The sequence below is a fragment of the Gemmobacter sp. genome (genome assembly GCF_016792925.1).
Classification (GTDB): Bacteria; Pseudomonadota; Alphaproteobacteria; order Rhodobacterales; family Rhodobacteraceae; genus Gemmobacter.
The window spans coordinates 1-14346 of sequence record NZ_JAEULU010000344.1 but is presented as its reverse complement, the minus strand read 5'-3'; the positions used below and the strand labels follow the sequence as shown (position 1 = coordinate 14346).

General features: G+C 65.5%; 14 protein-coding genes. 4 read left to right on the top strand and 10 right to left on the bottom strand.

Going from position 1 to position 14346, the window contains the following annotated elements; translation table 11 throughout:
• A partial coding sequence (locus tag JNN06_RS17170; protein WP_291240813.1) for a cation diffusion facilitator family transporter occupies positions 1-617 on the top strand: 617 nt, incomplete at its 5' end.
• 3 nt (positions 618-620) lie between these two features.
• Positions 621-1259, top strand: a complete 639-nt coding sequence (locus JNN06_RS17165) for a flavin reductase family protein (protein WP_291240812.1) — start codon at positions 621-623, stop codon at positions 1257-1259.
• On the opposite strand, the gene JNN06_RS17160 is transcribed toward JNN06_RS17165, so the two are convergent.
• The gene (locus JNN06_RS17160) at positions 1229-1696 is read right to left on the bottom strand and encodes an OsmC family protein (protein WP_291240811.1); all 468 of its coding nucleotides are present in this window, start codon (positions 1694-1696) and stop codon (positions 1229-1231) included. The genes JNN06_RS17165 and JNN06_RS17160 overlap by 31 nt on opposite strands.
• A gap of 61 nt (positions 1697-1757) precedes the next feature.
• Between JNN06_RS17160 and JNN06_RS17155 the strand changes: the two genes are divergently transcribed.
• Entirely contained in the window at positions 1758-2366 is a 609-nt protein-coding gene (locus JNN06_RS17155; protein ID WP_291240810.1) for a GntR family transcriptional regulator, read from the top strand.
• Here JNN06_RS17155 and JNN06_RS17150 read toward each other — a convergent pair.
• The 5 genes from JNN06_RS17150 to JNN06_RS17130 form a co-directional block, all read right to left on the bottom strand.
• Positions 2363-3163, bottom strand: a complete 801-nt coding sequence (locus JNN06_RS17150; RefSeq protein ID WP_291240809.1) for a carnitinyl-CoA dehydratase — start codon at positions 3161-3163, stop codon at positions 2363-2365. The two genes, JNN06_RS17155 and JNN06_RS17150, sit on opposite strands and share 4 nt — an antisense overlap.
• Positions 3160-5148, bottom strand: a complete 1989-nt coding sequence (locus JNN06_RS17145; protein WP_291240808.1) for an acetate--CoA ligase family protein — start codon at positions 5146-5148, stop codon at positions 3160-3162. The genes JNN06_RS17150 and JNN06_RS17145 overlap by 4 nt, the downstream gene beginning before the upstream one ends.
• A 280-nt stretch (positions 5149-5428) precedes the next feature.
• Positions 5429-6592 (bottom strand): acyl-CoA dehydrogenase family protein, encoded by a 1164-nt coding sequence (locus tag JNN06_RS17140; protein WP_291240807.1) that lies wholly within the window; start codon positions 6590-6592, stop codon positions 5429-5431.
• Positions 6593-6598: 6 nt separating this feature from the next.
• A complete protein-coding gene (locus JNN06_RS17135) occupies positions 6599-8056 on the bottom strand; it encodes a carnitine 3-dehydrogenase (protein ID WP_291240806.1) in 1458 nt (485 codons plus the stop codon).
• A gap of 7 nt (positions 8057-8063) precedes the next feature.
• Positions 8064-8978 (bottom strand): 3-keto-5-aminohexanoate cleavage protein, encoded by a 915-nt coding sequence (locus JNN06_RS17130; RefSeq protein WP_291240805.1) that lies wholly within the window; start codon positions 8976-8978, stop codon positions 8064-8066.
• 69 nt (positions 8979-9047) lie between these two features.
• On the opposite strand from JNN06_RS17130, the gene JNN06_RS17125 reads away from it, so the two are divergent.
• A complete protein-coding gene (locus JNN06_RS17125; protein ID WP_291240804.1) occupies positions 9048-10016 on the top strand; it encodes a GlxA family transcriptional regulator in 969 nt (322 codons plus the stop codon).
• Here JNN06_RS17125 and JNN06_RS17120 read toward each other — a convergent pair.
• The 4 genes from JNN06_RS17120 to JNN06_RS17105 form a co-directional block, all read right to left on the bottom strand.
• Positions 10013-12028, bottom strand: coding sequence for a M3 family metallopeptidase (locus JNN06_RS17120; RefSeq protein WP_291240803.1), 2016 nt, complete (start codon positions 12026-12028; stop codon positions 10013-10015). The genes JNN06_RS17125 and JNN06_RS17120 overlap by 4 nt on opposite strands.
• A 56-nt stretch (positions 12029-12084) precedes the next feature.
• Positions 12085-12870 carry an amino acid ABC transporter permease gene (locus tag JNN06_RS17115; RefSeq protein ID WP_291240802.1) on the bottom strand — a complete coding sequence of 262 codons (786 nt, stop codon included), beginning with the start codon at positions 12868-12870 and terminating at the stop codon, positions 12085-12087.
• Between the two features lie 30 nt (positions 12871-12900).
• Positions 12901-13689: a transporter substrate-binding domain-containing protein gene (locus JNN06_RS17110; RefSeq protein ID WP_291240801.1), complete on the bottom strand. Its 789-nt coding sequence runs from the start codon at positions 13687-13689 to the stop codon at positions 12901-12903.
• A gap of 152 nt (positions 13690-13841) precedes the next feature.
• A partial coding sequence (locus JNN06_RS17105; protein ID WP_291240800.1) for a HesA/MoeB/ThiF family protein occupies positions 13842-14346 on the bottom strand: 505 nt, incomplete at its 5' end.

Genomic DNA, 14346 nt, shown 5'->3' with positions numbered 1-14346 from the left:
TGGTGGGCATTTCCGGCGTGGTGATCGGCTGGAGCGCGGTTTTGCGCCTGCTGAACCCCGGCGCCGCGCCGCTGGCGGATGAGGGCGCGGGCATCGCCGTCATGGCGCTGTCGATGGCGCTGACCCTTGCCCTCGTCTGGTGGCAGGGCCGCATCGCACGGCGCACCGGCAGCCGCGTGGTGGCCGCCGACCGGCTGCATTACATCGGCGATCTGATCCCGGCGGCTGGGGCCATCGTGTCGCTGATCGCCTCGGCCCGCTTTGGCATCGGCCAGATCGACAGTATCGTGGCGCTGGTTGCCGCCGGGGTCTTGCTGACCGGCGCGCTGCGCATCTTCAAGGGTGCCTGGGATGCGCTGATGGATCGTCAGGCCCCGCCCGAGGTCATCGCCGGCATCGAGACGCTGGCGCGCAACTGGCCCGGCGTGCAGGGCTTTCACGATCTGAAAACCCGCACGGCCGGCAGCCGCATTTTCGTTCACCTGCATATCGAGCTGGATGGCGACCTGACGTTGCGCGCGGCGCATGACATCGGCGCAGGCCTGCGCCGCACCATTCTGCTGGCCTATCCGCAGGCCGATGTGATCATCCACAAGGATGTGGCCCGAAAGGTCTGACCCATGCGCTTTGACATCTCTGCCATTGATCCGGCCAATGTTTACAAGCTGTTGACCGCCACCGTGGTGCCGCGCCCGATTGCCTGGGTCTCCACCCGGGCGCCCTCGGGGCTGGCCAATCTGGCGCCATTCAGCTTTTTCAATGTGATGGGGGACGAGCCGCCGATCCTGGCCGTGGGCATCAATCGCGGTGCGCGCGGCATGAAGGATACAGCCCGCAATATCGTGGAAAGCGGCGAATTTGTCGTCAATCTGGTGCCCTTCGCGCTGGCCGAGGCGATGAATCTGACCGCCATCGACGCGCCCCCCGGCGTGTCGGAGTTTGCGCTGGCCGGGCTGACCGAAGGCCCCGCCAGCCATGTGAGCGCGCCGCTGGTGGCGGAAAGCCCGGTCAGTTTTGAATGCGTCACCCATGCCTCGCTGCTGACCGGCCCGCAGCAGGTGCTGGCCGTGGGGCGCGTGCTGGCGGTGCATGTGGCCGACCGTTTCGTCAAGGATGCCACGCGCGGCCATATCGACACGCCCGCGCTGGACCTGCTGGGGCGCGGTTTCGGCAGCAGCTATATCCGCTCGCGCGACATGTTCGACATGACCCGCCCCCGTTGGGCCGATCAGGCCTCCAGCACAAATTCCGGTTCGTAATCAACGGGAAAGCTGACCGAGCGCGCGATGAAACACACCGTATGGATGCGGTGGTGGATGGCTTTCGCCGCGGCCAGATCGCTGCCCTCAGGCAGGGTGACACGCGGGCGCAGCGTGGCCTTCACAAAGCGCCCGGCCCCGCCCGGCCCCAGCTCGCCCTGCCCCAGCGGGCTGTCCTCATAGCCCAGCACCCGCAGCCCGGCATCGCTGGCATAATGCAGATACCACAGCATATGGCAGGCCGAGAGCGCCGAAAGCAGCAGGTCTTCCGGGTTCATCTTGCCCGGATCGCCGCCCAGCAAGGGATCGTTGGAGCAATGCACCACCGGCTTGCCCGGCACGGCAATATCCCATGTGCGGTCGTAGGCGCGGTAATGCGCCGTCCCTTCGCCGCGATTGCCGGTCCAGACCACGCGCGCGGTGTACTCATGCGCCATTGCCGCCTCCGTTCAAAATGTATACATGTATACGTGTATACATTGCACCGGGAAATGCAACATGGCCCTGATTGACACGCTGCGCGACCAGATCCTGAACGGCGCCCTGCGGCCGGGGGCCGAGCTTGTGCAAACCGATCTTGCCGCGCGTTTCGGGGTCAGCCGCATTCCGGTGCGGGACGCGCTGCAAGGCCTCGCGGCCGAGCGTCTGGTGCGCGTGATCCCCAACAAGGGCGCACAGGTGATCGCACTGACCCGCGACGAGCTGTCAGAGGCCTATGATTTGCGCCTTCTGCTGGAAACCGATCTGATCCACCGCGCCGCGCGTCAGGCCGGGCCGGAAGATCACGCCGAGGCGCTGCATTGCCTGCGCAAATCCGATCTGGAGGCCGGGCGCCCCGGCTGGGCCACGGGCGATGCGGCCTTCCACAGCGCGCTTTATGCCCCCGCACGCCGCCCGCGCCAAATGGCGATGGTCGAGGAGTTGCGCCGCTGTTGCGCCCTGCATAGCGCGCAATATGACAGCCTGATAACCAAGACAGAACAATGGCTTGACGAACACCAGTCGATCTTCGACACATGGGCCAGGGGCCGGGCCGACGTGGCCGCAGCCCTGCTGGCCCAGCATATCGAGGCCGCGCGCAGCCTGCTACTCGCGCAGATGGTCTAACGCCCCTTCCAGACCGGATCGCGCTTTTCGGCAAAGGCGCGGGCACCTTCCAACTGATCCTCCGAGGAATACAGCCGGTCCACCGTCGGCATCTGCCGCTTGGTGATGCGGTTCAGCGCATCCTGAAACCGCAGCGCCTCGGCCTCGCGCACCACTTCCTTGATGGCGGCGTAAACCAGCGGCGGACCGGATTCCAGCAGCCGCGCCAGATCCCAGGCCTTGCCCAGCAATTCGCGCGGCGCGCAAATTTCCTTCAACAGCCCCCAGCGAAACGCCTCTTCGGCATCAAACCAGCGCCCGGTCAGCAGCAGATCCATCGCCACATGATAGGGAATGCGCTTGGGCAATTTGATCGAGGCCGCATCCGCCACCGTGCCCGAACGGATCTCTGGCAGAGCAAAACTCGCCGTCTGCGCGGCAAGGATCAAATCGCAGGAAAGTGCAAGTTCCAGCCCCCCGCCACAGCAGATTCCATTGACGGCGGCGATGACCGGTTTGTTGAGATTTGGCAATTCCTGCAAACCGCCAAACCCGCCCACCCCATAGTCGCCATCCACCGCATCGCCTTCGGCGGCAGCTTTCAGATCCCATCCGGGGCAGAAAAACTTCTCGCCCTCGGCGCGCAGGATTGCCACGCGCAGGCTGTCATCATCGCGGAACGCGCGGAAGGCCAAGCCCATGATCCGGCTGGTTTTCAGGTCGATCGCATTGGCCTTGGGCCGGTCCAGCGTCACCTCCAGAATCGCACCCTCGCGCCGCGTGCGGATCGGCCCCTCGGTCAGCATTTCCATCGTCATTCCGCCCTCCTGATCAACGCATCCACCGCCACGGCACCCCCGGCCCGCAGCATCACCGGATTGATTTCAATCTCTTCCAACCGCGCATCCGCCGCCATCAGCGCGCCCAGACGCAGCGCCATCGCCGCCAGCGCCGCCACATCGGCGCGCGGTCGTCCGCGATAGCCATCAAGCAAGGGCCACAACCGCAACTGCCGCAGCCCTGCGATGATCTCGGCCTCGCTCACCGGCCAGACCAGCGTAACCGTATCCGCCAGAACCTCCGCCGTCACGCCCCCCATGCCCAGCGTGAGGGTCACCCCGTAAACCGGATCGCGCCGCAGCCCCAGCAGCATTTCTGCGGCGATGCCGGTCACCATCTCCTCCAGCAGATAGCCGGTGGCGCCGGGCATTTCCGCTTGCCCCTCAATGCCTTGCAGGCCAAGGCGCACCGCGCCCGCCTCGGTTTTATGGGCAAAGCCCAGGCCCTTGAGCGCGAAGGGCGGCGTCAGCCCATCCGTCCGCAGCCCTGCCAGATCGCGCGCAGAGACTGACCGTGGCACCGCCACCCCGGCCTCGGCCAGCAGCGCCTTGCCCTCGGCCTCATCCAACATGCGGGTCTCGCGCGGCGGCAACGCGGGCAAAGGCCGCCAGCCCGGCGCCCCCGCCGGGCTTTGCGCCGCCGTGATCGCCGCCAGCGCCGTCTCAAGCCCCATCAGCGGCACCAGCCCCTCGGCCATGAACCGCGCAGCCATGGCCTCATCGAAATTCTCCGGCAGCGAGGCCACCGGGAAAGCGGGCCGCCCGGTCGCCACCTGTGCCGCCTTGATGGCCTCCAGCGCCGGACCATAGCTGGAGGGGTCGCAGCGATCCGGGCGCGGCGGGTCGATGATATAGATGCCCGCGTCATAACCCGACAGCATCGTGGTGAACACATCCGTGGTGCGCGGCCCGTCGCCCCAGATGAAAGTGTGATAATCCAAAGGGTTGGCAATGGTCACGATCGGGCCCAAAATCTCGGCCAGCCGGGCGGCCTGCGCCTCGGGTACTGGCGGGAACTCAACCCCCGCAGGTGCCGCCAGATCGGCCACCAACCCGGCCTCGCCGCCCGAACAAGACAGCGAACAGAGGCGCGGCCCAAGGCCCGGGCCATGCACATGCAGGATTTTCAGTGCTTCGAGCAGCGCGGGCAGCGTCTCCACCTCGGCCACGCCCGCCTGCCGCAGAAACGCGCTGGAAGCCGCACCTCCCCCGGCCAGCGAGGCGGTGTGCGAGGCCGCCGCCGCCCGCGAAAGCTCGGTCTTGCCGGATTTGATCGCCACAATCCCCTTGCCCGCCGCCCGCGCCGCCTCGGCCAGCGCGGCAAAGGCCGGGGCATCGTCAATCCCCTCGACATAAAGCCCAAGCGCCGTCACCCGCTCATCCGCCAGCAAGGCCCCTGCAAGCTCCGCCAGCCCCACCTGCGCCGCATTGCCAAGGCAGGCCACATAGGCCACCGGCAGCGCGCGGGCCTGCATCGTCAGGTTGATGACGATGTTGGACGATTGGCTGAGCAAGGCCACGCCGCGATCCACCCGCTGCCCGCCATGCTGATCCGGCCACAGCAGCGCGCCATCGAGATAATTGATCACCCCATAGCAATTCGGGCCTAGGATCGGCATGGCACCCGCCGCGGCCACCAGCTCGGCCTGCAAACCGGCCTCGCCCGCCTCCTCCCAGCCGGAAGCAAAACAGATCGCGCCCCCGGCCCCCATCGCCGCCAAGGCGCGCACCACGTCCACCGTGGCGAACCGGTTGACGCCGATGAAGGTGGCATCCGGGACGCCGGGCAGATCCGAAAGCCCGGCATAGGCCTTCAGCCCGCCAATCGTCTCGCGCTTCGGATGCACTGGCCAGATCGGGCCATCGAACCCCATTTTCCGGCATTGCTCGATGACATTCTCGGCCCAGCCGGCGCCCAGAACAGCAATGGAGCGCGGGCGGAGCAGGCGGGAGAGGTCTTTCATACCCACCCCTCCGCGCAGACGGCAACCCCGGGGGCGCTGCCCCCGGACCCCCGGGATATTTTTGAACAGAAAATGGAAGCAACCCGCCCGCACGGGGCAGACGGGCTGCCATTTCCTGTTACGGCCATCGGCGTCCCCGCCTGTTCCGCAACTCCAAATTCGGCGATTCCGGTTAAGGATGAGTAAAGACGCACGAGCAGACTCATTTTCTGTTCAAAAATATCCTCGGGGGGAGGCCCGGCAGGGCCGTGGGGCGCAGACAGCCCCCCAAGCTGCGGGATCAGCCACCAACCGCGCGCAGAAGCTCGCGCGAGATGATGTGGCGCTGGATTTCCGAGGTGCCTTCCCAGATCCGTTCCACCCGCGCATCGCGCCAGATGCGTTCCAGCGGCAGGTCATCCATCAGCCCCATGCCACCGTGAATCTGGATCGCCTCATCTGCCACCATGGCCAGCACCTCGGTTGCCTTCAGCTTGGCCATGCTCATATCGGCCTCGGTCACCGTGCCCTGATCGAACTTCCAGCCCGCCTCCCAGGTCAGCAGCTCCGCCGCTTTCAGCTCCATCGCCATATCGGCCAGTTTGAAGCTGACGCCCTGAAACTTGCCGATCTGCTGGCCGAATTGCCGGCGCTCCGCCGCATAGCTTATTGCATGCTGCAAGGCCCGGTCGGCGCGGCCAAGGCAGGTGGAGGCGACTTGCAGCCGCGTCGCGCCCAGCCAGGTATTCGCCACCTCAAAGCCCTGATGCACCTCGCCCAGCACGGCACTGTCGGGCAAGCGGCAATTGTCAAACTCCAGCACGCAATTGGTATAGCCGCGATGGCTCACATTGCGATAGCCCGCGCGCACCGTGTAGCCCGGCGTGCCCTTGTCGACGAAAAACGCGGTGATCCGTTTCTTCTTGCCGCGCGGCGTGTCTTCCTCGCCGCTCGCCATGAAGACGATGGCGAAATCGGCCAGATCGGCGTGAGAGATGAAATGCTTGGTGCCGTTCAGCACCCAATCGCCGCCCTCGCGCCGCGCCGAAGCCGTCATGCCGCGCAAATCCGACCCGGCGCCGGGTTCGGTCATGGCGAGACAATCCCATTTCTCGCCCCGGATGCAGGGGAACAGATACTTTTCGCGCTGCTCCGGCGTGCCCGCCAGCAAGATGTTGGAGGGCCGCGCCACGCAGGTCCAGTGCAGCGCATAATTCGCCCGGCCCAGCTCGCGCTCATAAAGCAGCCAGCTCAGCGTATCGAGGCCCGCGCCGCCCACTTCCTCGGGCATATTCGCCGCGTAAAGCCCTGCTTCCATGGCCTTTTGCTGAATCTCGCGGATCAGCTCGGGGCGCAGATGACCCGTGCGCTCCACCTCGGCCTCATGCGGATACAGCTCCGCCTCCACGAAGGCGCGGGTGGTCTCGACGATCATCTTCTGCTCATCTGTCATGCCAAAGAACATGGGCCTCTACCCTTTCCGCTGGCCGGTAAAGCGCCCGGCACCTTCGGGGCGCGGCAGGGCCTGATGCGCCTTTGCAATCGGCATCAGCCGGTCCAGCACATGCGCCCCCGCCGCCACCGTGCGCCCGGCCTTCATATCCACATGCAGCAGCATCTGTTCGATGGTGGCCACCGCCTCCTCGCCCTTCATGATCCGAATGAAGATGTGCAGCCGCTTCTCATCCGCCGCCAGCACTTGCAGCGTGCCGGTCAGCCGGTCGCCCAGTCTGGCCTCGCCCAGATGCAGGATATGGCTTTCCGCCGTGTAATAGCTGAAGCCGCTGGCGACATAATCCATATCCGAGCCGATCAGCCGCAGAAACGCATCCGAAGTTTCCGAGGCGGCAAACAGATAGCGGCTTTCGGTCATATGGCCGTTATAGTCGATCCAGCCGGGCAGCACCTGCATCTGCGCCATCACCAGCGGTGCGCCAGTCGCCTCGCCGTCATGAAAAGCCGCGCGGCGGCGCTCGTCATGCTCGCGCAGCACGCGGCCCGCGCCCCAGTTGCGATCCTTCAAGGCCCGCATGAAGCCAATCAGATTGCTGTCGCGGATGCGCTCCAGCTCGCGGATCGTATGGTGCCCCGATTGCGCATCCGACTGGCCCGCGATCAGATCGACCAACTCGTCATTGAACTCCGGCACATCGGTCAGCTTGGTCCAGGGCCATTGCAGGCAGGGGCCGAATTGCGCCATGAAATGCTTCATGCCCGCCTCGCCGCCCGCCACGCGATAGGTTTCAAACAGGCCCATCTGCCCCCACCGCAGGCCAAAGCCCATGCGGATCGCCTCGTCGATCTCCTCGGTGGTGGCGATGCCATCCTTCACCAGCCACAGCGCCTCGCGCCACACCGCCTCCAGAAAGCGATCCGCGATATGGGCGTCGATCTCCTTGCGGATATGCAGGGGGAACATGCCGATCTCGCGCAGAATTTCCTTTGCCTGTGCAATGGCTTCCGGCGGATTGGCCGGGCTGGGCACCACCTCGGCCAAGGGCAGCAGGTAAACCGGATTGAACGGATGGGCCACGAAAATGCTGCCCGGATCGGCGGCGTTTTCCTGCAATTGCGAGGGTTTGAAACCGCTGGTCGAAGACCCGATCAGCACCCCCGGCGCCACCTGTTGCACCTGCGCAAAGACCCGATGCTTCAGCTCCAGCCGCTCGCTGACGCTTTCCTGAATGTAATGCGCGCCCTCCACCGCCTCGGTGATGGTGCCCGCGAAAGACAGCCGCCCCTCGGCGGGCATCGGCACATCCGACAGCGCCGGAAGCGCGGCGCGGGCATTGGCCAGCACCTCGCCGATCTTGCGTTCGGCCTGCGGGTCGGGGTCGAACACCGCCACATCCCAGCCATTCAGCAGGAACCGCGCCGCCCAACCGCCGCCGATGACCCCACCACCAATAATCGCCGCTTTTCTGGTCATCTTGCCCTCACTTCGCCAGCGGCGCGCGTTTTTCCAGCTTCAGCTTGGCCCGCACCTCGGCGGGGGTCAGCACCCGCGCGCCCAGATTGGAAATGATCGACACCGCACGCTCCACCAGCTGCGCATTGGTCGCCAGAACCCCCTTGTCGAGCCACAGGTTATCCTCCAGCCCCACCCGCACATTGCCGCCCGCCAGCACAGAGGCCGCCACATAGGGCATCTGGTTGCGGCCAATGGCAAAGGCGCTCCAATGCCAGTGGCTTGGCACATTGTTCACCATCGCCATGAAGGTGTTCAGGTCATCCGGTGCGCCCCATGGCACGCCCATGCACAGCTGAACCAGCACCGGATCGGGGATAATCCCTTCGGTTGCCAATTGCTTGGCAAACCACAGATGGCCGGTATCAAAGGCCTCGATCTCGATCCGGGTGCCCGCCGCCACCATGCGCGCCGCCATGTCGCGCAGCATGCCGGGCGTGTTCACCATCACATAATCGGCCTCGGCAAAGTTCATCGTGCCGCAATCCAGCGTGCAAATCTCCGGGCGGCATTCCACCACATGCGCCACCCGCTCGGCCGCGCCCGCCATATCGCTGCGCGGCGACATCCGGTTCATGGTTTCGGTGCCGTCAAACAGCAGATCGCCGCCCATGCCCGCCGTCAGGTTCAGCACCACATCCACCGCCGAGTCGCGGATGCGTTCGGTCAGTTCGCGATAAAGCGCAGGGTCGCGCGCGGGCTTGCCGGTTTCGGGGTCGCGCACATGGCAATGCACCACCGCGGCGCCCGCCTTGGCCGCCGCAATGGCGCTTTCGGCAATCTGCGCCGGGCTGCGCGGCACATGCGGGCTTTTGTCCTGCGTCCCGCCCGAGCCGGTCACGGCGCAGGTGATGAAGACTTCACGGTTCATGGCAAGCGGCATCGGCATCTCCTTGATTGCGGTCAGATTAGCGGGGTTGCGCGGCTTGGCGTTGCGATTTACGAAAGAGATATGGCACAAAGCGCAACGATCTTCGCCGCATCGCAGCAGCCGCTGCGCCTCGCCCTGCTGGTGCTGCCGCAGGCCTCGATCCTGGAGGTCGCCGCCACGCTGGACCCGCTGCGCGCCGCCAATCGTCATCTCGGGCGCGAGGCCTATCGCTGGCGCGTGGTCACCCCCGGCGGCGCGCCGGTGCCGCTGACCTGCGGGATCGAGCTGCCCTCCACTGGCCCCTTGCCAACCGCCGAAGGGGCCGATGTGCTGATCGTGATTGCGGGCTATCGCCAATCCGAGGTCGCCACCAAGCCGCTTCTGCGCGACCTGCGCCGCCTTGCCCCGCGCTTTCGCGCCCTTGGCGGCATTGATGCGGGCGGTTGGGTGCTGGCCCGCGCGGGCCTGCTGGATGGCCAGCGCGCCACCGTGCATTGGGAAGATCTGGAAGATTTCGCCGCCAGCCATCCAGATATAGACGTGGTGCCCGACCGTTTCACCCTCTCGGGGCGGTTTTTCACCGCCGGCGGGGCCGCCCCCGCCACCGATCTGATGCTGCATCTGATCGCCAGCCGCCAAGGTGCCGCGCTTGCGCATCAGGTGGCGGCCAGTTTCGTCACCACGCCGCGCCCAGGGGCCGAGCCGCAGATCACCGCCACCCGCCCCGACCCGCGCCTTGATCCCCGTGTGGCCCAGGCCATCGCGCGGATGGAGGCCCGGCTTGATACGCCCGAGCCCGCCAGTGCCACCGCCGCCGCGCTGCACCTCTCGCCCCGGCGGCTGGAGCAGCTGTTCCGCGCCAATCTGGGCGTCACGCCGGGGGCCTATGCCCTGATGCTGCGGCTGCAAGCGGCGCGGCGGATGCTCACCGACACCCGCCATCCGCTTGCCGAAATCGCCCTGCGCTGCGGGTTTTCCAGCGCCTCCACCCTCAGCCGCGCCTTCCGGGCCGAGTTCGGGCAACCGCCCTCGGCCCTGCGCCGCGCTTAGGCCGCGTCCAGCAGCCCCCGCCCTTTCAGCAGCGCCTCGACCCCCGGCATCCGACCCCGGAAGGCCAGATACAGTTCCTCCGCCGGGCGCGACCCGCCCGCCGACAGGATGAACCGTTCCAGCCGCGCTGCAGTATCCGGGTCGAACGGATTGCCGGTCTCCTCAAAGGCGGCAAAGGCATCGGCATCCATCACCTCTGACCACATATAGCTGTAATACCCCGAGGAATAGCCGTCGCCCGAGAAGACATGCGCAAAATGTGGGGTGGCATGGCGCATACGGATCGCGCGCGGCATGCCAAGCGCCTCCAGCACCTCGGCCTGTTTCTGCATCGGATCGGCCGGTGCCGGGCCTTCGTGAAAGGCCAGATCGACCAGCGCCGAGGCCACAAATTCCACCGTGGCAAAGCCCTGGTCATAGGTGCCCGCCGCCAGCAGCCGCTGCAACATCTCGGCCGGCATTGGCGCGCCGCTCTGCCAATGGCGGGCATGGGTCTCCAGCACCTCCGGCACTTCCAGCCAATGCTCATACAATTGGCTCGGCAATTCCACGAAATCGCGCGCAACCGACGTGCCGCTGATGAACCCATAGGTCACATCCGACAGCATCTGATGCAGCGCATGGCCAAATTCGTGAAACAGCGTGCGCGCGTCGTCATAGGACAAGAGGCTCGGATCGCCCTTGGCGAAATTGCAGATATTCACCACGATCGGCACCACGCGCCCGCCCAGATTGCGCTGGCTGCGTATCGCCGAACACCAGGCGCCCGAGCGTTTCGAGCCGCGCGCGAAGTAATCGCCAATGAACACTGCGATGGTCTCGCCATCCCGCGAAACCTCCCAGGCGCGGGCATCCGGGTGATAAAGACCGACCTGCAAGGGCTTGAAATTCAAGCGAAACAGCCGATGCGCGCAATCGAAGCAGGCCGAGATCATCGCCTCCAACCCCAGATAGGGTTTCAGCGCCGCCTCATCCAGATCATGCTCGGCCTTGCGGCGTTTTTCGGAATAATAGCGCCAATCCCAAGGTTCCAGCGGCCCGGCGATGCCATCCGCCGCCAACATCTGTGCCAGAACGGCCGCATCCGCCTCGGCCCGCGCGCGGGCCGGTTCCCAGACCCGCATCAACAGATCGCGCACGGCCGCAGGCGTTTTCGCCATTTCCGGTTCCAGCTTGAAGTCGGCAAAGCTGGCATAGCCCAGAAGTTGCGCCCGTTCTGCCCGCAACCGCAAGATCTCGGCGGCGACACCGCGATTGTCATGCGCATTGCCATTGGCGCCGCGCGCGACCCAGGCCTCATAGGCCTTTTGGCGCAGCGCCCGCCGGGGCGAGAACTGCAAAAACGGCACGATCAGCGAACGGCTGGTGGTGATGATCGGCCCCAGCCCCTTCTCCGCCCCCGCCGCGCGGGCGGCATCCAGCAGGAACTCCGGCAGGCCGTCCAGATCTTCGGGCCCCAGCTCCATGAACCAGCTGCGTTCCTCGGCCAGAATGTTCTGGCTGAATTCGGTGCCCAGCACCGCCAGACGCGATTTCACCGCCGTCAGCCGCTCCGCCTCTGCCCCCTCCAGCTGCGCGCCCGAGCGCACGAACATCTGGCGATAAAGTTCCAGCACCCGCGCCTGCTCGGCACCCAGACCCAGGCGGTGGCGCATTTCCCACAACGCCTCGATCTTGCCAAACAGCGCCTTGTCATTGGTGATTTCAGAGGAAAACGCGCTCATTTTCGGCGCCAGATCGCGCATCAGCGCCTCGCGCGCATCCGAGCTATCGGCCCCGGCGAGGTTGTAAAACACCCCCGACACCCGGTCGAGCGTGGCTTCGGCCAGCTCCAAGGCCTCGATCACATTGGCAAAATCCGGCGCGGCGGGATTGTCGGCAATGGCCCGGATCGCCGCGCGGGCCTCGGCCAGACCGACTTCGAAAGCCGGGGCGAAATGCGCATCCTCGATCAGGGCGAAGGGCGGCACTTGATACGGGGTGTCCCAGTGCGCCAGCAGCGGATTGGTCATCGGCGGGTCTCCTTTCGGCGCAGCCTAGCAGTGCAGCCGCCGAGGTCCAGCCCCGATTACCGCGCCGCGCCGCGCGACCGCAGCCGCTGTTCGATCTGCCGCAGGATCAGCGACAGGGTGACCGTCAGGCTCAGATAGATCAGCGCGGCCATGTTATAGGTTTCAAAATAGCGGAAATTGCCCGCCGCCGTCACCTTGGCCAATTGCGTGACATCCGCGACGCCCAGCACCGAGACCAGCGAACTGTCCTTGACCATCGCCACCAGATCGTTGCCCAAGGGGGGCAGGATGGTGCGGAAGGCTTGCGGAAACACGATCAACCGAAAGCGCAGCCAGCGGGTCAGGCCAAGCGCCTCGGCGGCTTCGATCTGGCCGCGATCCACCGAGGCAAGACCGGCCCGAAACACCTCGGCCAAAAAGGCGGAATAGGCGATCACCAGGGCGATCACCGCCCGCCACAGCAGCGAAACATCCCGCGCCTGAAGCTCGGGCAGGCCGGTCATGTTCCACAGCGCCACCGCCCCCGGCACGGCCGCGAAAGCCACATACAGCAGCAGCACGATGATCGGGACGCCGCGCACCACCTCGACATAAAGCCGCACCGCCTGCCGGATCACCTGCCAGCGCGAGCCCGCGCCCACTGCCAGCAGCAGCCCGAGAATGGCCGCCGCCGTAAAGCCCACGGCGGTGACCAGCAGCGTGATCCCGATGCCCTTGGCCAGTTTGGCCATGATCTGCGCATAGACATCGCTTTGCCAGACCTGCACAAACAGCCACAGCCCCGCCGCGATCAACACGGCAAGCCACCACGGGAAATCCTCTTGCCGTTCAGGAGCGGGCATCAGCGGCTCAAATCCGGAATTTGCGCCGCGCTACTGCCCCATCTTGTAATCCAGGAACCACTTTTTGTCCAAGGTCGCCGAGGTGCCATCGGCTTTCATCGCCGCAATCGCCGCGTTCACCGGCGCCACCAGATCAGAATCCTTCGGGAAGATAAAACCGAAATCCTCGGCGCCCAGCTTTTCACCGACGACCTTCAGCTTGCCCTCCGATGCCGCCACATAGCCCGCGCCCGAAGTGCCATCGGTCAGCACCAGATCCACATCACCGGCCTTCAGCGCCTCGACCCCGGCGCCGAAGGTTTCAAACATCTTGATGCGGGGATTGGCCTCATTGCCGTCCAGCACCTCATAGACGCCGACATAGAAGGGCGTGGTGCCAGGCTGGGCCGCCATCAACAACTCGGCATTGGCCGCAAAGCCCTTGGCATCGGCAAAGCGCGCCTCGTCGCCGCGCACCATCATCACCATCTCCGAGCGCATATAGGGATCAGAGAAATCCACCTGTGCCTTGCGGTCGTCGCGAATGGTGATTCCGGTCATGCCGATGTCGTATTGACCGCCCGACACGGCGGGGATCATCGCATCCCAGCTGGTATTCTCATAGGTCACCTTCAGGTTCAGCCGCCTGGCGATTTCGGCCATGGCGTCATATTCCCAGCCGACGGCCTGCCCCTGGGCATCCACGAATTGCAGCGGCGGATAGGCGTTTTCGGTCACCACCACGATCTCGCGCCCGGCCAGATCGGGCAGGGACTGCGCCTGCGCCAGCGTTCCAAGGGCTGCCAGCGCAAACCCGGCAATGGTAGCAATCCGTTTCATCGTGAACTCCCTGTCACAGAGCGGTGACCGGACTATGACGCCCGGCACCCGCACTGACAAGCCCAGGGCGATGATCGCGAACAGCAAGGCAGGCAAAAGCAGCATGGCACCTCCATCACAGCGGAGAATCGCAGCAAACCCTTGCAAAATGGTTAAGTGTTCGCGGAATGTTTTTGCCCGCAGATCGGGCAATCCACTCGGCGCTTAACCTTGATGACCCGCTGTTCAGCATGAAGCGCGTCCTGAAGCACCAGCCGCCCGGCCAAGCCCTGCCCGGCCCCGGTCAGTTGCTTCACCGCCTCCATCGCCATCATCGCGCCGATCAGGCCCGGCAAGGGCGCAGCCACCCCGGCCTCGGCGCAGGCGGGCACCATGCCGGGGCCAGGCCTTTCGGGGAAAACGCATTGATAGCAAGGTGTTCCAAGGTGCGGCGCGTAAAGCGAAAGCTGCCCCTCCCATTGCGTCATCGCGCCGGAAATCAGCGGCTTTTGTATCGCCACGCAAGTTGCATTCACCAGATAGCGGGTGTCGAAATTATCGCTGCCATCCAGCACCAGATCATGCGCCGCGATCAGGGCCTCGGCATTGCTGGCCTCCAGCCGCTCTTCATGAACCTGAACGGAAATGAAAGGATTGAGCGCCCGCATCGCCACTGCG